Genomic DNA, 21,678 nt, shown 5'->3' on the forward strand with positions numbered 1-21,678 from the left:
AATGTCGGTTGACATCTGCCCCTGAAACATTTGATTTTTACACTTTTTGCCTGCTGAACGGATCAGGCGGACAAATAGGCCGAACGCGTTAAACCTAGACGCAAGGCATCCAGATAGGTCGAGCGCTCATGCTCGCTCAACTGGGCTGTTGCAACTTTGTCACGATAACGCGTCATAAGTTCCGCCGGTTCCAGATGCACATAGCGCAGCATATCTTCGATGGTATCGTGTACTTCGATACCACTGATCTGCACACTGCCATCTTCACGCATATAGACGTTTACCGAGTCGGTATCGCCAAACAGATTGTGCATATCGCCGAGAATTTCCTGATACGCACCCACGAGGAACATACCTAGCACGTATTCCTGCCCGTCTACCAACTGATGCACCGGCAGATTGGGCTCGATACTCTGTTCGTTCACGTACTGCTTGATCTTGCCGTCCGAATCGCAGGTCAGATCCTGCAACACGGCGCGACGAGATGGTGCTTCGTTCAGGCGATGCACCGGCAGAATCGGCAGCACCTGATCAATCGCCCACGTATCCGGCAGACTCTGGAAAACGGAGAAATTACAGATGTACTTGTCGGCCAGCTTGTCGTTCAGCTCGTCAAATACCTGACGATGCGAGCGCTGGGTGGCCAGCAGCAAGCCTTGCAGACGACGGCAGATGGCAAAGTAGAGCTGTTCGGCCAGTGCTTTCTCGGCCAGCGTAATCTTGCCTTCGGCAAACTTGCTCGATACTTCGCTCATGTAATGCGTGGCGCGGTGGTAGGTTTCCGTCGCCATTTCGCTGTCGTTCTGCCCGAACAGCTCGTACAGCCACTGAATCACTTCCGGCAGCAAGGCCACATCACCCAGATCCGGCATCTCGTCGTGATGACGTTCGACGTCGGTCACCTGCACAATGAGCACGGCGTGATGCGCTGTCATGGCGCGGCCGGACTCGGAGAAAATATGCGGATGCGGCAGCGCATTCTCGTCGCAGAACTCTTTGAGCATGCCGACTACCGTATTGGCGTAGTCGTCCATGTCGTAATTGATGGAGCTCGGATTACGGCTGTGTGTGCCATCGTAATCGACCCCCAGACCGCCGCCCACGTCGATCACTTCGACAGGCAGGCCCAGTGCACGCAATTCGCCGTAGTAGCGGATAGCCTCGCGGAAACCGGCCTGATAATCGGCCAGATTGGCAATCTGCGAGCCCATGTGGAAATGCAGCAGACGGATGCTGTCGCCCATGGCGGCATCCTTGAAACGATCCACCACGCTGATCAATTGCGCAGCGGACAGGCCGAACTTGGCCTTTTCACCGCCGGTATCCGCCCATTTGGACGAGGCAAGCGAGGACAGACGCACGCGAAGGCCTACATTTGGCGTCACGGCCAGCTTGCGCGCCTCTTCGATCACGAAAGTGACTTCGGATTCTTTCTCGATCACGATAAACACACGGTGACCAAGCTTCTGGCCCATCAGCGCCAATCGGATAAATTCGCGGTCTTTATATCCATTGCAGACAATGGTGCTGCCATGCGGCGCCAGCGCCAGCACAGCCATCAGTTCTGGCTTGGAACCGGCTTCCAGACCAATCGATACCCCTTGCGTGGCGATGATGGACTTCACCACGGCTTCCTGCTGATTCACCTTGATCGGGTACATGGCGGTGTAGTGATTCTCATAGCCATGCTTGTCGATGTTATCGCTGAAGGCATTGCACAGATCGCGCACGCGGTCTTGCAGAATGTCCGGGAAGCGTACGATCAGCGGGAGCGCCAGTCCGGACTGCTTGAGCTGACCAATGAGATCATGCAGGTCGAGCGCTTTGCCCGTGTCGTGGTGCGGACGGACCAGAATATGGCCCTGATCATTGATGTCGAAATACCCGGCACCCCACTGACGGATACCGTACATTGCACGACTTTGCGCCACCGACCAGTTCATCCCTACAACTCCTTGCCCAGCCCGTTGAAAAGGGGCGGATTGTGGGACTGTTTTGCGTCCCTGTAAACCACGAATGTACTGTTTTTTTCATTCATGGAAAAGCGCAGGCAGTGCATGCGATCCGACGCACTGCCAGATCACGCTAACTACTTGTTTTTCAGGCAGCTACTCATAAACTGCTTACGCTCATCGCCTTTCTTGCCTGTCGCCTGTGCATTGCAGTCTTTCATGCGTTGCTGCGGGGTGACGGGTGCAGCTTCCGGTGCGGCGGATTCACCCTTGAGACAGGCGCTCATGAAACTCTTGCGCTCATCGCCTTTTTTGCCACTTGCTTGCGCGTTACAGTCCTTCATGCGCTGCTGTTGCGGTGTCACCGGTTTATCCGCTGCGATTGCCCCCAGCGATATGCTCAACACTGCCATCCAAAGCCATTGTCTCATCGGTTTCTCCTGTTGAATCTAGATTTGATAGAGCCTGACGATTGCTTCACATACTCGCTCACCACTCTACTACTAAATAGTATCAGCCTTTGCGATGCAATCCAGATGACAAGCGGATGGCATGCCGATAAACACATTTTGGCGAAGCGACCTTTCCTGAATGCAAAATAACTATCGAAATTTTTAAATCGATTGCTTCAATATCATGGGGATTTCGAGCATGACCCCGTTATAATCACGGATATCTAATGTTCAGCACTCAAGACAATGATCCGTAAATTAATTGGACGCGTTCTGGGCCTGAAGAAGCGTCATGGCGGCGGCAGGGTAGTGATTCCCTTGAAACGTCATGGCGTCACTCGGGACAAACTGCCTTCCTTCGCACTGAAAACCACTGCCCGCCTGCAGGAAGCAGGATTCGAGGCTTTCGTGGTAGGCGGCGCCGTCCGTGATTTGCTGCTGGGCAAGATTCCCAAAGATTTCGATGTCGCCACCAATGCCACGCCGGAAGAAGTGCATCGCATTTTCCGCCGCTCACGCATTATCGGTCGCCGCTTCCGTCTGGTGCACGTGCTCTATGGCGACGAAGTGGTGGAAGTCTCCACCTTCCGAGGTGCCAGCGATGCACTGACAGACGACGCTGGCCGCATCATCCGTGACAACACCTGGGGTAGTCAGGAAGATGATGCCAAACGCCGCGACTTCACGGTCAATGGCCTCTTCTACGATCCGAGCCGTGAAGAAATCATCGATTATCACGGCGGCGTAGCCGATATCGAACGCAAGCGTCTGGTAATGATTGGCGCGCCCATGCTGCGTTATCGCGAAGACCCGGTGCGTATGCTGCGCGCAGTGCGACTGTCTGCCAAGCTGGGCCTGAGCATTGACGGCCCGACACGCAAGCCGATTCGCGAGATGGCGGGTCTGCTGAGCAACGTGCCGGTTTCGCGCCTGTTCGACGAAATGCTGAAGATGCTGTTCTCCGGCCAGAGCTGGCAATGTCTCACCGCTTTGCGCGAAGAAGGTCTGCATCAGGGCTTCTTTCCCCTACTGGACAAGATGCTGGCAGCGCCTAATGGCGTGACTTTCCTGCGCACGGCGCTGGAGAATACCGACAAGCGTATTCAGGAAGACAAGCCCGTCTCGGCTGGCTACGTGTTTGCGGCATTGCTGTGGCTTGAAGTACTGGACAACTGGCGTCAGCGCAAAGAAGCAGGCGAGCGTCCGCTCCCGGCACTCTTCGATGCCATCGACGAAGTCGAAACCGTGCAGGAACAGAAGCTAGCGATTCCGCGCCGCTATGGCACTGCCATGAAGGAAATCTGGATGATGCAGCCGCGCTTTGAACAGCGCAGCGGCGCCCGTCCTTTCCGCCTGCTTGAACAACCGCGTTTCCGCGCTGCATACGATTTCATGTGTCTGCGCGCATCCTGTGGCGAAATCGATCAGGAAATCGCCACCTGGTGGACCGAATTCCAGGATGCCGACAATGCAGGCCGCGAGGCCATGCTAGTACGTCCGGAGGCTGGCAAGGGTGAAGGCAATAAGCGCCGTCGCCGTCCGCGCCGCAAGCCATCCGGTAACAGTTCGGGTGAAGGCACAACAGAATGACCCGTGCGTACATCGGCCTGGGGGCAAACCTGGGCCATGCTGCAGATGCGGTACAGCAGGCAATCAATGCACTGGATCAGATTCCGGACACCGTGCTTGTCGCCGCTTCGCGCCTGTATCACAGCGCCCCGGTCGGCTATGCCGATCAGCCTGATTTTGTAAATGCAGTGGCTTGTGTAGATACGCAACTTGATCCACACAGCCTGCTCGAAGCACTGTTCGACATCGAGCATCGCTTCGGACGCGAACGCACCTTCCGTAATGCGCCGCGTACGCTGGACATGGACGTCCTGTTGTATGGCGACCTATCCATGCATGACGACCGCCTGACCATTCCCCATCCGCGCATGCACGAGCGGGGTTTTGTCCTGCTGCCGCTACAGGATATCGCCCCCGGCCTCACCCTGCCCGGTCACGGCGACAGTCGCACCCTGCTGCAAAAGATTGAGACCAGTGACCTGCGCCCTGTCGCAGACAATGGCAATCAATAATCCCTACGCAATACCACTGAACTATCACGTAAGTGGCCTGACCAAGTCTGCGAACCCGGATGGTGTCGGCACGCCTGCGGAATTGACATACGCCCGTCAATTTCCCGCGTAAGACTGCTCGTCTACCCATTCATGATCAGAAACGCGTCTCCATGAGGACGCGCCTGCCCCCATTATCCAGAGGATGAGGATTCGCCCATGCACGCCAGTATCAAATCTTTCCCGTCTATGCTTCGGCCTATATCGTTGCTGATTTGCGCAGCCATGGCCACGGTTCATGCGGAGCAAGCATCGACACGAGACACACACGATGATCAAACGCGCGTAGACACCATTGCGGTCGAAGCCAAACGCCTGCCGGCACAAACCAGCAAGCAAACCCTATCAGGCGCTGAAGCGACGCACGTTCCCGGTACGGGCGGCGATCCGATTCGCGCCTTACAAAGCCTGCCCGGAGTCGTGGCAACAAGCGATGGCAATCCTGCACCTGCCGTGCGCGGTTCCCGTCCAGAAGACAATGCCTATTACGTCGATTCCCTGCCTGTTGGCTATGTCTTCCACATGTATGGCAACAGCACCATCCATGGTGATCTGGTCAAGCAGTTTGATCTATACACAGGGTCATTCGGCCCGGAATACGATGATGTCCACGGAGGGGTCGCTGACATTACCCTACGCAAACCCAAGACAGACAAGCTGCATGGTGCAATCAGCCTCGGGTTGCTAGGGGCGGAAGGTCTGGTCGAAGGCCCGGTTACGGAGAACCAGAGCTTCTATTTCGCCGCCAAGCGCAGCTTCTTTGATCTGCTGGTAAAAAAGGAGCTGGAAAGTGACGAGGGCATCAAATTCCGCCTTCCCTCCTATACCGATTATCAGGGTAAATATACTTGGCAGGTGAATGCGGAAAATGAACTGAGCTTTCATGTACTCGGTGCTGCCGACAAGATTAACGGCAATATCCCTAAAGCTACCGATACGGGTAAGCAGGAGCCCGCGCTCGTCGGTAACTTTGATGACGATCAGTCCAGCCACACCGAAGCCATCGTACTGGACTCCAATCTCAATAGTTTCATGCGCAACAAGCTGTCGCTCGGACACATGCACTATCAGCAAACCAGCCACACGGGTACCGCTGCAGACGTCGGCATGAAACTGGACTCAACCTTCCTGCGCGAACAACTGAAAATTCAGGCAAGCGAGGCACATGATCTGACGCTGGGTGGCACCTTCTTCCGCTCCAGTTACGGGCTAAACCTGAATCTGCTGGATGCAAAATGTACCGAATTCGAGCCACGATGCGATATCACCAGCGCCCCGCGCCATCGTTTCAATGGCGGCATTGATGTCAATTACTCGATTCTGTACGTGAAAGATCGCTGGCAGCTCATGCCGGATCTGACCGCAGTTCTTGGACTGCATCACAGCATCGACGGCTATCTGCACAAAAACTACACCGAGCCGCGCGTCGGCCTGGAATGGAAGACAAGCGAAGATACCGTATTGAGCCTCGGTGCAGGCCAGCACAACGAATTCCCCAATGGTTTGCAGGTACTGAAAGACTTCGGCAACCCGGCACTTGGGCATATGCGCTCGAAGAGTGTGGCGCTTGGCATGACACAACGGCTGCAGGATGGCTGGTCATTCAAGAGTGAAGCCTATTACAAGACGTTCTCGGACTTCGTGATTTTTGACCCGGTATCCAACTACCGCAATGGCGGCAGTGGCCACGCCAAGGGCATGGAGTTCTTCATGAAGAAAGACCCGGCAGGTGGTGATTTCTCCGGCTGGGTGTCGCTCAGCCTGTCCGATGCGAAGCGTAAAAACGATCTGACCGGACAATCCTTCCGATTTGAATACGATCAGCCGGTGGTACTGAATGTCGTCGGCCAGTATCGCTGGTCTGATACTTGGCAGTTTGGCGCAAAGTGGAGCTACCACAGCGGCTCGCTGATTACCCCCATCATAGGCAAGGGCAAATACCCGGATGGACGTGTGCAGCCGCTCTACGGCGAGCTGAATTCCGAGCGCCTGCCAGCGTATCACCGCCTTGATCTGCGTGCCGACCGCAAACTGTCCGAGCGCATGAGCGTCTGGTTTGAATTGATCAATGCCTATAACCGCGAAAACGTGCAGGGTTACACCTATGACGGCGACTACACTACACGTAAGGCAGACAAGGGCTTTGGTGCAATGATTAATGCAGGCTTCACCTACTCGTTCTGATCACGGGGTCACCAGTGATATAGTCCCGATCAGTCGATATGCATGATCGGGACCATTCTGATGCAGATTTCTATCCATCACGAACAAGATGCCGCCACTTTCGATGCACTGGTGACGGGCGTACGCGCCTACAACGCCGAGCATCTGGGCGCAGAGAAGTCCCAACCGCTGTCAGTGATCGCCCATGACGAAGCAGGCAAGCTGATCGGCGGCGTGGCCGGGCGCACCATTTACAAGCAGTTTCTGATCGAAGTGATGTGGGTGGATGCCGGACATCGGGGCACAGGTCTCGGTCGCACCCTGATGCAGCGCGCCGAAGACGAAGCCCGTGCGCGGGGCTGCGTGGCGGCACAGGTCGACACCCTGTCATTTCAGGGGCCGGTGTTTTACGGCAAGCTGGGATTCGAGGTCATCGGCCGGATCACCGATTTGCCGGGCGGGCATGAGCGCTTGTTTATGCTGAAGCGCTATTGAGCATCTTCACACCCCGAAAAACTTCCTGATCCGCACCAGCATTTCCTCGCCCGCCGGCGCCCCACCCTGCACTGGTGCGAGGTTGCGCGCCACATTTTCAGCCTGACGCTTGGCCAGTACACGGGAAATTTCCTCTGCAATTTCCGGGCGAGCCGAGATGATGGCCTCGAATCCATCGCGATCCAGTCGATAGCATTCCACGCGCGATCCAGCTACCACTGTTGCCGTGCGCGGCGCACCCGTCATCATCCCCATTTCGCCGAAAAACTCGCCCGCCCCCAGCGTTCCCAGATGCACACCACCCGGCGTACCATAACCGCGCCAGATATCCACCTTGCCGTTGATGATGAGATACAGCCAGTGTGCCACCGCACCTTCGCGACTCATGATATCTCCGGCCTCAAATGGGGCGTAGCGCAGATGCGGCGCAAGCTGTTCGCGTTCTGCAGCCGTAATGCCGGAAAACAGGGCGACTCGACCCAGCATATCCAGCCTGCGGGAAATCTCGCGTTTTGCACGGATTTCCTCTACGCGCTCATTCTCCTTGGTGGTGGCGATATTGAAGTTCTCAGTCGTCAGCTCCATGCCATGTCGGCGCAGAGCAGCCAGTGCGTGTGCCCTGACGCGGGAATCCGTTGCATCGTCGGCCATGAAGTTGGTCAACCAATAACGCAGCGCATAGCGAGCGACGCCATGTTTCAACTCCATCAGTACCGCTTGCGGAGGCGGCTCTAGCGCAATCTCCTGAATCTGTGCATCAAGAATCGCCCGTTCCAGCACACCGGTAACATCCAGCGGGGGCAAGTTCCAGTTCAGTTCGAACCATACCCAGCGACGCCAGCCTTCCAAGCCATTGGCCAGTGGCTGCCCGATGGCCTGAAAGCCATTTTTCATCAGCCATGAATTGGGCAATACAGTCGTTTCACCATTGCGATTGAGGATTAAGGTCGAGCGCCAGCCCACCTGTATCACCTTGCCACTGACATCGCCGATCTTAATCCACTGTCCGATCTTGATTGAATCATCCAGCTGCACCGCCAGTCCGGACAGCAGATTCCCCAGCGTATCCTGCATGGAAAAACCAATGACCGCAGTGATGATGGTGGACGTGAGCACCAGATGCGATAGCTCTACTCCGCCCTCGCGCATCCGCCACAGCCCCCAGACTGCATACCCCAGCATCACAATGATGTCTTCCAGAATGCGAGGCACATGCATTTTGGTCATGGGCAGGAAGAGCCGGAATACCACCAGCCCCCACAGACGGATCACCACTAGCCCGACCTGAATAATGGCCGCCTCATGCAGGATGCCCGTGCCTTCACTGATACCCGCACGTTTCGCTGCGGCCAGAGCGGCCATGGCAAACAGTCCGAGCACCAGAAAGCCCAGTGTCAGTACCACACTTCGGCGATCTTCGCGGCGAAATACATACAGCAATGTCGCCATCAGCAAGCTCAGGCTTAGCAGCCAGGGCCAGACTTCGTGGCGGAAGGTATCGGGATCAATTGAAAACATGGCAGCCCTTTTGGTTCTTTTGCATTTAAGAATACGCGACGAACGGCGCGAGCTGCTAAAATTCCGCCATTGCCAACTCAAACTGGACGCTTCTCCATCATGGCTCAATACGTCATGTCCATGCTCCGCGTGAGCAAGGTTGTCCCGCCCAAACGCCAGATCATCAAGGATATTTCCCTGAGCTTCTTCCCCGGTGCCAAGATTGGTCTGCTGGGTTTGAATGGCTCGGGTAAATCCACCGTGCTGAAAATCATGGCTGGTGTGGAAAAAGAATTCGAAGGTGAAGTGCAATGGCAGCCGGGCATCAAGATCGGCTATCTGGCACAGGAACCACAACTGACCGCAACCAACACTGTGCGTCAGGAAGTCGAATCCGGTATGGGCGAGATCTTCGAAGCCAAGCAGAAGCTGGAAGAAGTCTATGCCGCTTACGCAGATCCGGATGCTGACTTCGACAAGCTGGCCGAAGAACAAGCGCGCTGCGAAGCCATTCTGTCGGTAGCTGGTCAGGATCTCGATACCCAGATGGAAATCGCTGCCGATGCGCTGCGCCTGCCTGCCTGGGATGCTGTCATCGGCAATCTGTCTGGGGGTGAAAAGCGCCGCGTCGCACTGTGCAAGCTGCTCATGTCCAAGCCGGACATGCTGCTGCTGGATGAGCCGACCAACCACCTGGATGCTGAATCCGTGGACTGGCTGGAACAATTCCTGGTGCGTTTTCCGGGCACCGTGGTGGCCGTTACCCACGACCGCTACTTCCTCGACAATGCTGCCGAGTGGATTCTCGAACTCGACCGCGGACAAGGTATTCCGTGGAAGGGTAATTACTCCAGCTGGCTGGAACAGAAGGAAGGCCGCCTGAAGCAGGAAGAATCGCAAGAATCTGCCCGCCAGAAGACCATCGCCAAGGAACTTGAATGGGTTCGCCAGAATCCGAAGGGCCGTCAGGCCAAGTCCAAGGCACGTATGGCCCGTTTCGAGGAGCTGTCCAGCCACGAGTACCAGAAGCGCAACGAAACCCAGGAAATCTTTATTCCGGTGGCCGAGCGTCTGGGTAACGAAGTCATCGAATTCGAAAACGTCACCAAGGCCTTTGGCGATCGCTTGCTGATCGACAATCTGAGCTTTAAGGCGCCAGCAGGTGCCATCGTCGGTATCATCGGCCCGAACGGTGCCGGTAAGTCGACACTGTTCAAGATGATCGCCGGCATGGAGCAGCCGGACAGCGGTACCGCCAAGCGCGGCCCGACTGTACAGCTGGCCTATGTCGACCAGAGCCGTGACAATCTGAATGCGGACAAGACCGTGTTCGATGACGTGGCCGAAGGACGCGACATCCTGCAGGTGGGTCGCTTTGAAATGCCAAGCCGTGCCTATCTGGGCCGCTTCAATTTCAAGGGCGCCGATCAGCAGAAGATCGTCGGCAACCTCTCTGGTGGTGAGCGCGGCCGTCTGCATCTGGCCAAGACACTGCTGCAGGGCGGCAATGTGCTGCTGCTGGATGAACCGTCAAACGATCTTGACGTGGAAACCCTGCGCGCCTTGGAAGACGCCCTGCTGGAATTTGCCGGTACCGTGTTCGTGATCTCTCACGATCGCTGGTTCCTCGACCGGATCGCCACGCACATTCTGGCGGCCGAAGGCGAATCGCAGTGGACATTCTTTGACGGCAACTACCAGGAGTACGAAGCCGACAAGAAGAAGCGTCTGGGCGAAGAGGGTGCCAAGCCAAAGCGGATTCGCTACAAGCCGATTACACGCTAAGCACCTATCTGCTCGTCACAAAGAAAAAGCCAACCGGAAGGTTGGCTTTTTGCTTACCTCAATACTGGCTTACGACTTGGGAATGTTCAGATCCGTCAGCTTGCTGACAAAACGAATGATCCACAAGCGGCTGGCACGCTCGCTATCCGCGCCACGGGTGACTCGGGCGGTATTACCTGCGACACAGCCTGTCGCGCCGGCTGTCGTCGTCATGGCACCATTGGCATCTACCGTACACTTGGTGATATCGGCGCCTTCAACCACTTTGCCATCCGGCGTGTACACATTGGTCTTCAAGCCAAAGTCGTTATCGTTTGCCAGTGCGAGGGTATGGTCATCCACCAGTGCCAGCCCTTCGGCCTTTTCTGCCAGCCAGCCTGCAGCATTCAGATCAAAAAGCACTGTTTTCTTCAGCTTGACCACATCCGCGAAATTGACACCATTGACCGCCGCACCGGTCATGCTGCTCTTTTCCAGATCAGTCCCCATCGCTGCAATATCACTGACGTTCGTCGGTACTTCCACCAGCATCAGACGGTTAAAGACCTTGCCATCTACACCCGCACCTTGTTCGATGGCAATAAATTTGCCATTCCCCAGCGAAACCAGATCACCCAGTTTGGCATTGCCGGTTTTTCCGGATGCATACCAGGTGCTGTCGATCGGATAGGCAAACAGACGCGTTTTTTCAGTTGTCGGATCGAATTCTACCCAGCGAACAAAACCTGCATAGTCCTTGATGCTTTCGCTGCTGGTCTGCGTTGCGCCCGGCACCTTGTACGCAGCCTTGCCATCGTCCAGGGGGCTTTGAATAAAGCCATTGAGCTTGCCGGATGCTGCCTCGAGCGATAAGCCTTCCATGCCTCGATTGGCACGGCGCTTCGCCAGCACGGCAGGCAAGTCACCTGCATTGTTGCCGGGCTGATACTTTTTCAGCACCACCCCACTTGCAGCATCCAGCTTGACGATAAACGGACCGTACTCATCGGACACCCAGAACGCGCCACGTGCCTTGTCAAATACGATGGACTCGGTATCGAGACCATAGTCGCTGAAGGTCGTCTTGCTGCTGGCGTCATACTTCAGTGCGTCATTCAGCGGTGCTTCTGCCGAATTTCCAACCTTGCCCGGCGCAATCGGCAGGCCATTGGCATTGATCGAAGTGGAGAACTTGATCGGCATGCTGCTCTTCAGCACCGCGCCTTCCTTGCTCACCGAGATCATGCCAATCGAGGGCGTAAAGCTCGGGGATGGAAAGAGCTTGGCATCGCTGGTACCTGTAGCGCCAGCCTTAAGAACCGAGGCAGGCACTTTCGGGCCGTCGCCATTCGGACCACGATCGGTTATGCCATAAAACTCCAGCGAGCCATCTGCGGCCACGCCCTTGAAGGTGAGCCCCGACCCGTAGGAGGGCAGAAATCCCTTGGGAAAGTCAGCTTTGATGCGCGCATCCGTTCCCTCATATGGCACATAGAAGCTATCTGCCGCCTTGATCTGATAACGGGATACTCCGGCAATGATGGTGCCCAGTGACTGCGTTTGTGAAACAGTTTCACTGACGACCAGACCGGTACGTGAGCCCAGCGTGTCCTCGAAATGCTCGCGCGCCATCATCCGGCGATCTACATCTGCAGTGCGGCCCTGATACGCAGCCGGCAGTTTGGCGATCAGTGCATTCAGTGCCGCATTAAAGGAAGTAGATGTCGCGTTGAAGTCCAGCGATTGCCCAGCCAAAGCAGTTTTCACTGCGTCGCTCAGCTTGATACCATTTACAGGGTCATTATCTTCGTCCAGTAATTGCAGGGCGATGAGTCGGTTGACCAGCTTGTCATCTTTCAATTCAGCAGCATTTACCAGGGACAGCGGCGTAATCAGGCTGGCGCACGGTGCAGAGCCGAAATTGATACCGCCCGCAGTAAAGGTAAGCGACTCACCGCTTTGACAGGAAAACCCGCCATCGGTACTGGTCAGCACTTTGCTTTTCCCATTGGATACTTCAAGCCCGGCCACAGCCGAATCGAGGAAAACTGCACTGACAGGCGCTACCGGACTGGGAGCGCTTGAATCAGAACCGCCACACGCAGACAAAGCTGCCGTCATTCCCACCAAGGCCGCAAACGACCACTCTCTGCGCAATTGCATGTTTCTATTTCCGTTTGAAGTGTGAGACGCCACATTGACGCCCTCCGCAATCCTCAAACTTATCGCGCGATCATGACTACAAGATGACAAGTCATCCGACGCGACTTGGCTATGTGTTCCATAGATAAATTTAAATTGCACACAATTTATTTGCATGCAATTATTCATCCATCGCAAACGCGCGACCCACCCACTCAAGGAGTTAAATCATGTCTGTACAAGTTCTGTATACCGCTGAAGCCCGTTCCACCGGTGGCCGTGATGGCCGCGCAACCTCCAGCGATGGCGTGCTGGACCTGAAGCTGGCCTTGCCGAAGGCGCTTGGTGGAGCAGGCGGTGAAGCCACCAACCCGGAGCAATTGTTTGCTGCAGGTTACTCGGCCTGCTTTGAGAATGCAGTGCGCTTTGTGGCGCGTAGCCAAGGCATCAGCCTGACCGAAACGTCAGTGAATGCGCGCGTCGGCGTAGGTCCGCGTGCAGCAGGCGGATTCGGCCTGACCGTCGAACTGGATGTGTATCTGCCGGGCGTGGATCGTGCTGTTGCGGAGAAATTGGTCGCCACCGCCCACAATGACGTCTGCCCCTACTCCCACGCTACGCGTGGCAATATCGATGTGAAACTGGCGGTGATGTAATCAGGTCGTACGCGCAACAAAAAACGGGGCACATGGCCCCGTTTTTATTTGAAAGCACTGAAGCACTACGGCTCCCGTCGCAACTTGTTGGTATTGTGACGACGAATCTGCCCACCGGGCTGCTTTCCCTGATGCCCCGCAGCCCCCGACCTTTGTGACGGACCAGACGCTGCTGGCGCCCCCGGTTTGGCAGAGGGTGCCGATCTGGTCAGCGTACCCGTTGTCCGCTCGCGAGGACCGCCACTCGACTGTGCAGTCGCTGGCGTGCTGCGCTCTACACGCGGGGTGGGTGGCAATGCCACCGTCAGCTTGCGCCACTCGCCCGGTGGCACATCATGCACTTCCCAGTCGCCAATTTTCACCCGGATCAGGCGCAGGGTCGGCAGCCCCACTTTGGCGGTCATCCGGCGTACCTGACGGTTTTTGCCTTCTGCAATGGTGATCGCCAGCCAGCTATCCGGTATAAATTTTCGCACCCGAATCGGCGGCGTACGCGGCCAGATATCCGGCGCATCAATCCGCTCTACCTTTGCAGGCTGGGTCACGAAATCGACCAGATCAACACCCTGCCTCAGACGATCCAGTGCTTCTTCACTTGGCACACCTTCTACCTGCACCCAGTATGTTTTTTCCAGTTTGTGCCTGGGATGGGAAATCCTTGCCTGCAATGTTCCGTCATTGGTCAGCAGCAAGAGTCCTTCCGAATCCGTATCGAGGCGTCCGGCAGGATAAAACCCCGGCGCTTCGATGAAATTCGACAGCGTTTGATGCAGTTCATGACTGGAAAACTGGCAAATCACGCCATAAGGTTTATTAAATAGAATGAGCTCTGGCATGTGTGCCGCACCTCTCGCACCATTTGCCGCCTTGCGGAAATATGGGCTGTCATTGAATGAATATCGGGATGATAGCAATGACAGTCAGTCATGTAGCATAAAAAGTGCCATTACATAGCGAACCAAATGGAAGAGCAGCGTTATAATTCACCCTTTGACAGACTGCCAGCAGTTGCCGGAGCACTTCCCGACACACGGTCGGGACGGGAAACGGCTGCAGGCAGACGCACCCAGTACGGCCTGCGATTCCGGCACCCCAGCATATCGCACCTTCGTTCTGTCATCACAAGACAACCAGGAGATTGAAGTCATGCCTGCAGAACAATCGAAGATCATTTACACGCTGACAGACGAAGCACCTGCGCTCGCCACCAGCTCATTCCTGCCCATCGTTCAGGCGTTTGCTGGCTCTGCTGGCATCCAGGTCGATACCGCAGACATCTCCGTGGCCACCCGCGTGCTGGCTGAATTTCCGGAATTCCTGAGCGACGCACAAAAGGTGCCGAACACCTTGGCCGAACTGGGCAAGCTGACCCTGCATCCTGATGCCAACATCATCAAGCTGCCAAACATCAGCGCGTCTGTTGCACAGCTGATTGCCTGCGTCAAAGAATTGCAATCCAAGGGCTACCCTCTGCCTGACTACCCGGAAAACCCGTCGACCGATGCTGAAAAATCGATCCGCGATCGCTACGCCAAGTGTCTGGGCTCTGCTGTCAACCCGGTGCTGCGCGAAGGCAATTCCGACCGTCGCGCCCCGCTGGCAGTCAAGAACTACGCCAAGAAGCACCCTCACTCCATGGGCGAGTGGAAGCAATGGTCGCAGACCCACGTCTCCCATATGCACCACGGCGACTTCTACCACGGCGAAAAGTCGATCACGCTCGATAAGGCGCGCGATGTCCGCATGGAACTGGTCACCAAGAGCGGCAAGACCATCGTACTGAAGCAGAAGGTTGCCCTGCAGGACGCCGAGATCATCGATTCGATGTTCATGAGCAAGAAGGCGCTGTGCGAATTCTACGAACGCGAGATGGAAGATTGCCGCGAATCCGGCATCCTGTTCTCGCTGCACGTCAAGGCCACCATGATGAAGGTGTCGCACCCCATCGTGTTCGGCCACTGCGTCAAGATCTACTACAAGGAAGCCTTCGAGAAGCACGGCAAGCTGTTCGACGAACTGGGCATCAATGTCAACAACGGCATGGCAACCCTGTACGAAAAGATCCAGACTCTGCCAGCTTCCAAGCGCGAGGAAATCGTCCGCGATCTGCACGCCTGCCAGGAACACCGTCCGCGTCTGGCCATGGTCGACTCGGCCAAGGGCATTACCAATTTCCACTCGCCAAACGACATCATCGTCGATGCTTCGATGCCTGCCATGATTCGTATGGGCGGCAAGATGTGGGGTGCCGATGGCAAGCCATACGACTGCAAGGCAGTGATGCCTGAGTCGACCTTTGCCCGTATCTATCAGGAGATGATCAACTTCTGCAAGTGGCACGGCAACTTCGACCCGCGCACCATGGGCACCGTACCGAATGTCGGCCTGATGGCGCAAAAGGCCGAAGAGTATGGCTCACACGACAAGACTTACGAAATCCAGGAAGACGGCGTCGCCAACATTGTGGATATCGCCACAGGTGAAGTGCTGCTGAGCCAGAACGTAGAAGCAGGCGATATCTGGCGTATGTGCCAGGTGAAGGACGCCCCAATCCGCGACTGGGTGAAGCTGGCTGTGACCCGTGCCCGCAACTCCGGCATGCCGGCTGTGTTCTGGCTGGATCCGTATCGTCCGCATGAAAACGAGCTGATCAAGAAGGTGCAAACCTACTTGAAGGATTACGATACCACAGGTCTCGATATCCACATCATGTCGCAAGTGCGCGCCATGCGTTACACCCTGGAGCGCGTTGCCCGCGGCCTGGATACCATTTCTGTCACAGGCAACATCCTGCGCGACTACCTGACCGACTTGTTCCCGATCATGGAACTCGGTACATCGGCCAAGATGCTGTCCATTGTGCCGCTGATGGCTGGTGGTGGCATGTACGAAACCGGCGCGGGTGGTTCGGCACCGAAACACGTGCAGCAGCTGCTCGAAGAAAACCATCTGCGCTGGGATTCGCTGGGCGAGTTCCTGGCACTGGCCGTATCGCTGGAAGATCTGGGCATCAAGACCAGCAACCAGAAGGCCAAGATTCTCGCCAAGACGCTGGATCTGGCCACCGGCAAGCTGCTGGATGAAGACAAGTCACCGTCACGCCGCACTGGCGAGCTGGACAACCGTGGCAGCCAGTTCTACCTGTCCATGTACTGGGCACAGGCACTGGCCACCCAAACGGAAGACAGCGATCTGCAAGCCCGTTTTACGCCGATTGCCAAGCAAATGGCGGACAACGAGCAAACCATTCTGGCCGAACTGAAGGCCGTTCAGGGCAAGCCAGCTGACATTGGTGGCTACTACATGCCGGATGCCGCCAAGTGCAGCGCCGTGATGCGCCCAAGTGCGACATTCAACGCTGCCATTGCGGCGGTATTGAGCTAGTTTACGGCGCAAGAAGCGCACCAGCCTGAATATCAGGCCGGTGCGTCGCCTGCAAACAACAAAAAAACGACCCTTGAGGGTCGTTTTCTTTATTGGAGCAGACCGGAATCTGCAGCCTATCAGGCACCCTGAATATTGGAAGCCTGCTTGCCCTTCGGGCCTTGGGTCACGTCGAAGGAGACCTTCTGGCCTTCCTTCAGTGTCTTGAAGCCATTCATGGTAATGGCGGAGAAGTGTGCGAACAGGTCTTCGCCACCATCGTCCGGAGTAATGAAGCCAAAACCCTTTGCATCGTTAAACCATTTCACGGTACCAGTTGCCATTGATGTTTCCTCTGTTAGGATATTGCTGTTGAGGCGCTTTGCCTGTTTACTTGTTTGGTTCAACGTCAGCGAGCGGCCCCGTACTGCCATCGGCTTAGGTACTGCGTGGTGCTTGTGCTGTAACGCTTTGAATCCAGAACAGCCCTAGTTTTACGATCAATTACTTTGCTTCGTCAATCAAACGCCTGTCGCCTGACCCTAGTTGTCGCAAATTCATCACTTGAAATGCGTCGTTGTGGCACCACAATGAATAAGGTAACGGTAGCGATTTGATCGACTGGCACGAGACGACATGGCCACTCAGAATGATGATGGCGTTCAACTTGCGCCCACTCGGCTCAAGGCGCCGCCCCTGTACAAGGTAATGCTGCTGAACGATGACTACACACCAATGGATTTTGTGGTTATCGTTCTACAACAGTTTTTTGCACTGGATAGAGAACATGCCACACGCGTGATGCTTCAGGTCCATACTGAAGGGAAAGGTGTCTGCGGTGTCTTCCCGAAAGACATTGCCGCCACCAAGGTTGAACAGGTGACAGACTTCTCTCGCCAGCACCAGCATCCACTGCAATGTGTCATGGAGGAAAACTGATGATTGCTCAGGAACTCGAAGTCAGCCTCCATATGGCCTTTATGGAGGCGCGCCAGAAGCGCCACGAATACATCACGGTTGAGCACCTGCTGCTCGCCATGCTCGACAATCCGTCTGCAGCCGACGTGTTGCGCGCATGTGGTGCCAATATGGACCAGCTACGCCGTGAACTGACCGATTTCGTCACCGAGCACACTCCGCTCGTCGGCGGCACGGCAGAAGTGGAAACCCAGCCCACCATCGGATTTCAGCGCGTCATCCAGCGCGCCATCCTGCATGTGCAGTCTGCCGGCAAGAAGGAAGTCACCGGCGCTAACGTGCTGGTAGCGATTTTTGGCGAAAAAGATTCCCATGCCGTGTATTTCCTGCATCAGCAGGGCATCACCCGCCTGGACGTCGTCAATTTTATTTCCCACGGCATCAGCAAGGTGCAACCGCAAAGTGGCGCCGCACCAAGCAGCAACGGCGCCAGCAGCCAGCCCAAGCAGGATCAGGATCACGAAAGCGATACCGAACAACACGCTGGTGGTGCACTGGAAAGCTTTACGCTCAACCTGAACCAGTCAGCCTCACAGGGGCGTATCGACCCCCTGATCGGTCGCGAACACGAGCTGGAGCGGGTGATTCAGGTGCTGTGCCGCCGCCGCAAGAACAATCCGCTGCTGGTGGGCGAAGCTGGCGTGGGTAAAACCGCGATTGCCGAAGGGCTGGCCAAGCGCATCATTGAAGGCGACGTGCCCGATGTATTGGCAGATGCCACCGTATACGCGCTCGACATGGGTGCCCTGCTCGCCGGTACCAAGTATCGCGGTGATTTCGAGCAGCGCCTGAAAGCTGTGATCAAGCAGCTGGGTGAAGATCGCAACGCGATCCTGTTTATCGATGAAATCCACACCGTGGTCGGTGCAGGCGCGGCGTCCGGCGGCACACTGGATGCATCCAATCTGCTCAAGCCGGCACTGTCCAATGGCACCATGAAGTGTATCGGTGCAACCACCTACGGCGAATACCGTGGCATCTTCGAGAAAGACAACGCGCTGTCGCGTCGTTTCCAGAAGGTGGATGTGGTCGAACCAAGCGTCGAACAGACGGTGGAAATCCTCAAGGGTCTCAAGTCGCGTTTCGAGGAACACCACGGCGTGAAGTACACCGCCGCAGCGCTGGCGTCCGCCGCCGAGCTGTCCGCAAAGTACATCAACGATCGCCATCTGCCCGACAAGGCCATTGATGTGATCGACGAAGCCGGTGCCGCACAGAAAATCCTACCGAAATCGCGTCAAAAGAAGACCATCGGCAAGGGTGAAGTGGAAGAAATCGTCGCCAAGATTGCGCGCATTCCACCGAAAAATGTGTCGTCCGATGATCGCAATGCCCTGAAGACGCTGGATCGCGATCTGAAGAATGTGGTGTTTGGTCAGGACAAGGCCATCGAAGTGCTCGCCACGGCCATCAAGATGAGCCGCGCCGGTCTGGGCAATCCGCAAAAGCCGATCGGCAGCTTCCTGTTCTCCGGCCCAACCGGCGTCGGCAAAACAGAGGTGGCGCGCCAGCTCGCTTACATCATGGGGATCGAACTGATCCGCTTCGATATGAGCGAGTACATGGAACGGCATGCCGTCTCGCGCCTGATCGGTGCGCCTCCCGGCTATGTCGGCTTTGATCAGGGTGGCCTGCTCACCGAAGCCATCAACAAGCACCCCTATGCGGTGCTGTTGCTGGACGAAATCGAGAAGGCGCATCCGGATATCTACAACGTGCTGCTGCAGGTCATGGATCACGGCACGCTGACCGACAACAATGGCCGCAAGGCTGACTTCCGCAATGTGGTGATCATCATGACTACCAATGCGGGTGCCGAGTCACTGAACAAGTCCAGTATGGGCTTTACCAGCAGCAAGTCGGTTGGCGACGAAATGGGCGATATCAAGCGCATGTTCACGCCGGAATTCCGTAACCGTCTGGATGCGATTGTCTCGTTTGCGCCACTATCGCAGGACATCATCCTGCAGGTGGTCAACAAGTTCCTGATGCAGCTGGAAACCCAGTTGCACGAGAAAAAGGTGGAAGCCACCTTCTCGCAGGATCTGGTGGCCTATCTGGCACGCAAGGGCTTCGACCCGCAGATGGGTGCGCGCCCGATGTCCCGCCTCATTCAGGACACCATCCGCCGCGCACTGGCCGACGAATTGCTGTTCGGCAGGCTGGCAGGCGGTGGCGATGTGGCCATCGGCATCGATGCCAACGACGAAATCGTGCTGGACATCAAGGAACCGGCGGCAGAACCCGCTTGATGCGACATCTGCATCCACTCACAGAAGCCCCGGAAGGGGCTTTTGTTTTTCCACCGACCTACCCCCGCGGATGATGTTGCTGATGCAACTTCTGCAGCCGCTCTTTGGCAACGTGGGTATAAATCTGGGTCGTGGTGATATCGGAATGCCCCAGCAGCAGCTGCACCACCCGTAAATCGGCACCATGATTCACCAGATGCGTGGCGAAGGCGTGGCGCAATACATGCGGGCTCAGACGAGCCTCGTCAATTCCGGCGCGCACGGCATAGCGCTTGATCATTTCCCAGAAGCCCTGCCGCGTCAGCGGTTCGCCCCGAATGTTCACAAACACCTGCGCCAGCGTACGGCCCGCAAGCAATAGCGGACGAGACTCAGCCAAATAACGCCCCAGCCAATGCCCGGCCTCCTCGCCAAAGGGCACGATGCGGCTTTTGTTCCCCTTGCCGCCCTCCACGCGCAAGGCACCATCGCTCAGGCTCAGCAAGGCCAGCGGCAGCGTCACGATTTCGGATACGCGCAAGCCACTGGCATACATCAGCTCCAGCATCGCCCGATCGCGCAAGCCCAGCGCATCCTCGACATCAGGGGTCAGCAACAGCCGCTCAACTTCGCTTTCAGTAATGATCTTCGGCAAAGGCCGATGCAAGATGGGCTGCTCGATCTGCGCAGTCGGGTCGGTCATTGCAGCGCCTGACTCGGTCTGATGCCGGTAGAAGCGTCGCAGCGCCGCCAGTAATCGTGCTCTGGATGCCGGATTCTTGCCGCGTTCAAGAGGCGGCAGCTCGCGCACTTTCGCGGGCGTCAGATGCCGGTTGTGCTGATACAACTGCTCCAGCCCCTGCAGACAATCGCGCAAATCCGCCCCATTGCAGGCATCGATCCGCTTGCCTGCCTCCGCCAGCCAGACCTGCCAGAACAGCAAATCACGGCGATAGGCATCCAGCGTATTGCGCGATACGCCATCGGCAAACAGCGTATCCAGAAAGCCGTCGATCAGCGGATCGACCTCAATCGATGAGACTGAGCAGTTTGCTTTGGCCGTCCGCGCCATTACACTTCGCTCCATGTATACCTTGCTGCAACAGACATCCGACTTCCTCGTGATTCATAAATGGCCCGGCATCAGCGTGCATCGCGATGAGGGTGATACCTCGCTGATCGACCAGATTCGCGCCGACACCGGTATCGCCGACCTGCATTCAGTTCACCGGCTGGACAAGATGACCTCGGGTATTTTGCTCTACGCTATCGGTGCCGCCAATGCCCGCGCACTGAGTCAGTCCTTCGAGCATGGTGAAATCGAAAAATACTATCTGGCGATTTCCGACAAGCGCCCGGCCAAAAAGCAGGGCGCGATCATCGGCGACATGACTGCCGCGCGCAATGGAAGCTACAAACTCCTGCAAACACGCAACAACCCGGCGCGTACGCGATTTTTCAGCCAGCTACTGCCAGATGGCAAGCGCGCCTTCATTCTGCGCCCCCTGACTGGCCGCACCCACCAGTTGCGTGTTGCACTGAAAAGCCTGGGAAGCCCGATACTGGGCGATGAGCGATATGGCGGCACGTCTGCCGATCGCGGCTATCTGCATGCCTATGCGATCCGCTTTACCTTACATGAAACCGTGCATGCATTCATTTGCCCTCCAGATTCCGGCACGCACTGGCCAAGTGCAGATCTGCTAACCGAATCCGGCTGGCATACCCCGTGGAGCCTTCCCTGGCCGCAATAGCCAGCAAGGCTGTCAACCTCCGTTCGGCAATCGCTACAATCCTGCATGGAATTCGCGAATTAGCCGCGATTTACATCGCGAATCCCACTATAATTGGCTGTTTTGAAATCT

The 21,678-nt window shown here is 56.4% G+C and carries 17 protein-coding genes; 10 read left to right on the forward strand and 7 right to left on the reverse strand.

What is annotated here, in order from left to right:
• Window positions 1-62 precede the first annotated feature (62 nt).
• Both speA and KSF73_00640 read right to left on the reverse strand, forming a co-directional pair.
• A complete protein-coding gene (gene speA, locus KSF73_00635; protein MBV1774211.1) occupies window positions 63-1,943 on the reverse strand; it encodes an arginine decarboxylase in 1,881 nt (626 codons plus the stop codon).
• Window positions 1,944-2,089: 146 nt separating this feature from the next.
• Window positions 2,090-2,383: a phosphate starvation-inducible protein PsiF gene (locus KSF73_00640; GenBank protein ID MBV1774212.1), complete on the reverse strand. Its 294-nt coding sequence runs from the start codon at window positions 2,381-2,383 to the stop codon at window positions 2,090-2,092.
• 267 nt (window positions 2,384-2,650) lie between these two features.
• Here KSF73_00640 and pcnB point away from each other — a divergent pair, with 267 nt between their 5' ends.
• The 4 genes from pcnB (at window position 2,651) to KSF73_00660 (ending at window position 7,182) form a co-directional block, all read left to right on the forward strand.
• The gene (pcnB, locus tag KSF73_00645; protein ID MBV1774213.1) at window positions 2,651-3,994 is read left to right on the forward strand and encodes a polynucleotide adenylyltransferase PcnB; all 1,344 of its coding nucleotides are present in this window, start codon (window positions 2,651-2,653) and stop codon (window positions 3,992-3,994) included.
• Window positions 3,991-4,485, forward strand: coding sequence for a 2-amino-4-hydroxy-6-hydroxymethyldihydropteridine diphosphokinase (folK, locus tag KSF73_00650; GenBank protein MBV1774214.1), 495 nt, complete (start codon window positions 3,991-3,993; stop codon window positions 4,483-4,485). The genes pcnB and folK overlap by 4 nt, the downstream gene beginning before the upstream one ends.
• 198 nt (window positions 4,486-4,683) lie before the next feature.
• Window positions 4,684-6,708 (forward strand): TonB-dependent receptor, encoded by a 2,025-nt coding sequence (locus KSF73_00655; protein ID MBV1774215.1) that lies wholly within the window; start codon window positions 4,684-4,686, stop codon window positions 6,706-6,708.
• Window positions 6,709-6,768: 60 nt separating this feature from the next.
• A complete protein-coding gene (locus KSF73_00660; GenBank protein MBV1774216.1) occupies window positions 6,769-7,182 on the forward strand; it encodes a GNAT family N-acetyltransferase in 414 nt (137 codons plus the stop codon).
• A 6-nt stretch (window positions 7,183-7,188) separates the two neighbouring features.
• Here KSF73_00660 and KSF73_00665 read toward each other — a convergent pair whose 3' ends face one another.
• Entirely contained in the window at window positions 7,189-8,700 is a 1,512-nt protein-coding gene (locus tag KSF73_00665) for a mechanosensitive ion channel family protein (GenBank protein MBV1774217.1), read from the reverse strand.
• A 99-nt stretch (window positions 8,701-8,799) separates the two neighbouring features.
• Here KSF73_00665 and ettA point away from each other — a divergent pair, with 99 nt between their 5' ends.
• Window positions 8,800-10,464 carry an energy-dependent translational throttle protein EttA gene (ettA, locus tag KSF73_00670; protein ID MBV1774218.1) on the forward strand — a complete coding sequence of 555 codons (1,665 nt, stop codon included), beginning with the start codon at window positions 8,800-8,802 and terminating at the stop codon, window positions 10,462-10,464.
• 69 nt (window positions 10,465-10,533) lie between these two features.
• Here the strand turns inward: ettA and KSF73_00675 are convergent, their stop codons facing one another.
• Entirely contained in the window at window positions 10,534-12,606 is a 2,073-nt protein-coding gene (locus tag KSF73_00675) for an esterase-like activity of phytase family protein (protein MBV1774219.1), read from the reverse strand.
• A 206-nt stretch (window positions 12,607-12,812) separates the two neighbouring features.
• Between KSF73_00675 and KSF73_00680 the strand changes: the two genes are divergently transcribed.
• A complete protein-coding gene (locus KSF73_00680; protein MBV1774220.1) occupies window positions 12,813-13,241 on the forward strand; it encodes an organic hydroperoxide resistance protein in 429 nt (142 codons plus the stop codon).
• 65 nt (window positions 13,242-13,306) lie between these two features.
• On the opposite strand, the gene KSF73_00685 is transcribed toward KSF73_00680, so the two are convergent.
• Window positions 13,307-14,077: a pseudouridine synthase gene (locus tag KSF73_00685; protein MBV1774221.1), complete on the reverse strand. Its 771-nt coding sequence runs from the start codon at window positions 14,075-14,077 to the stop codon at window positions 13,307-13,309.
• 310 nt (window positions 14,078-14,387) lie between these two features.
• Here KSF73_00685 and KSF73_00690 point away from each other — a divergent pair, with 310 nt between their 5' ends.
• Window positions 14,388-16,625 carry an NADP-dependent isocitrate dehydrogenase gene (locus KSF73_00690; protein MBV1774222.1) on the forward strand — a complete coding sequence of 746 codons (2,238 nt, stop codon included), beginning with the start codon at window positions 14,388-14,390 and terminating at the stop codon, window positions 16,623-16,625.
• A gap of 119 nt (window positions 16,626-16,744) precedes the next feature.
• Here KSF73_00690 and KSF73_00695 read toward each other — a convergent pair whose 3' ends face one another.
• Window positions 16,745-16,948: a cold-shock protein gene (locus KSF73_00695; GenBank protein MBV1774223.1), complete on the reverse strand. Its 204-nt coding sequence runs from the start codon at window positions 16,946-16,948 to the stop codon at window positions 16,745-16,747.
• 292 nt (window positions 16,949-17,240) lie between these two features.
• Between KSF73_00695 and clpS the strand changes: the two genes are divergently transcribed.
• On the forward strand, window positions 17,241-17,543 hold the full coding sequence (gene clpS, locus KSF73_00700; GenBank protein MBV1774224.1) for an ATP-dependent Clp protease adapter ClpS: 303 nt from the start codon (window positions 17,241-17,243) through the stop codon (window positions 17,541-17,543).
• A complete protein-coding gene (clpA, locus tag KSF73_00705) occupies window positions 17,543-19,834 on the forward strand; it encodes an ATP-dependent Clp protease ATP-binding subunit ClpA (GenBank protein ID MBV1774225.1) in 2,292 nt (763 codons plus the stop codon). Before clpS ends, clpA begins: the two co-directional genes overlap by 1 nt.
• A gap of 58 nt (window positions 19,835-19,892) precedes the next feature.
• Here clpA and xerD read toward each other — a convergent pair whose 3' ends face one another.
• The gene (xerD, locus tag KSF73_00710; protein MBV1774226.1) at window positions 19,893-20,885 is read right to left on the reverse strand and encodes a site-specific tyrosine recombinase XerD; all 993 of its coding nucleotides are present in this window, start codon (window positions 20,883-20,885) and stop codon (window positions 19,893-19,895) included.
• Window positions 20,886-20,898: 13 nt separating this feature from the next.
• Between xerD and KSF73_00715 the strand changes: the two genes are divergently transcribed.
• The gene (locus KSF73_00715; protein ID MBV1774227.1) at window positions 20,899-21,567 is read left to right on the forward strand and encodes a TIGR01621 family pseudouridine synthase; all 669 of its coding nucleotides are present in this window, start codon (window positions 20,899-20,901) and stop codon (window positions 21,565-21,567) included.
• Window positions 21,568-21,678: the final 111 nt, after the last annotated feature.

This window comes from Burkholderiaceae bacterium DAT-1 (assembly GCA_019084025.1).
Classification (GTDB): Bacteria; Pseudomonadota; Gammaproteobacteria; order Burkholderiales; family Chitinimonadaceae; genus DAT-1.

Coding starts and splice junctions, on each gene's coding strand:
- KSF73_00640 (MBV1774212.1), bottom strand. CDS start 2,383: ATGAGACAATGGCTTTGGATGGCAGTGTTGAGCATATCGCTGGGGGCA.
- pcnB (MBV1774213.1), top strand. CDS start 2,651: ATGATCCGTAAATTAATTGGACGCGTTCTGGGCCTGAAGAAGCGTCAT.
- ettA (MBV1774218.1), top strand. CDS start 8,800: ATGGCTCAATACGTCATGTCCATGCTCCGCGTGAGCAAGGTTGTCCCG.
- KSF73_00665 (MBV1774217.1), bottom strand. CDS start 8,700: ATGTTTTCAATTGATCCCGATACCTTCCGCCACGAAGTCTGGCCCTGG.
- KSF73_00675 (MBV1774219.1), bottom strand. CDS start 12,606: ATGCAATTGCGCAGAGAGTGGTCGTTTGCGGCCTTGGTGGGAATGACG.
- folK (MBV1774214.1), top strand. CDS start 3,991: ATGACCCGTGCGTACATCGGCCTGGGGGCAAACCTGGGCCATGCTGCA.
- clpA (MBV1774225.1), top strand. CDS start 17,543: ATGATTGCTCAGGAACTCGAAGTCAGCCTCCATATGGCCTTTATGGAG.
- xerD (MBV1774226.1), bottom strand. CDS start 20,885: ATGGCGCGGACGGCCAAAGCAAACTGCTCAGTCTCATCGATTGAGGTC.
- KSF73_00655 (MBV1774215.1), top strand. CDS start 4,684: ATGCACGCCAGTATCAAATCTTTCCCGTCTATGCTTCGGCCTATATCG.
- KSF73_00690 (MBV1774222.1), top strand. CDS start 14,388: ATGCCTGCAGAACAATCGAAGATCATTTACACGCTGACAGACGAAGCA.
- KSF73_00695 (MBV1774223.1), bottom strand. CDS start 16,948: ATGGCAACTGGTACCGTGAAATGGTTTAACGATGCAAAGGGTTTTGGC.
- KSF73_00685 (MBV1774221.1), bottom strand. CDS start 14,077: ATGCCAGAGCTCATTCTATTTAATAAACCTTATGGCGTGATTTGCCAG.
- KSF73_00660 (MBV1774216.1), top strand. CDS start 6,769: ATGCAGATTTCTATCCATCACGAACAAGATGCCGCCACTTTCGATGCA.
- KSF73_00715 (MBV1774227.1), top strand. CDS start 20,899: ATGTATACCTTGCTGCAACAGACATCCGACTTCCTCGTGATTCATAAA.
- speA (MBV1774211.1), bottom strand. CDS start 1,943: ATGAACTGGTCGGTGGCGCAAAGTCGTGCAATGTACGGTATCCGTCAG.
- clpS (MBV1774224.1), top strand. CDS start 17,241: ATGGCCACTCAGAATGATGATGGCGTTCAACTTGCGCCCACTCGGCTC.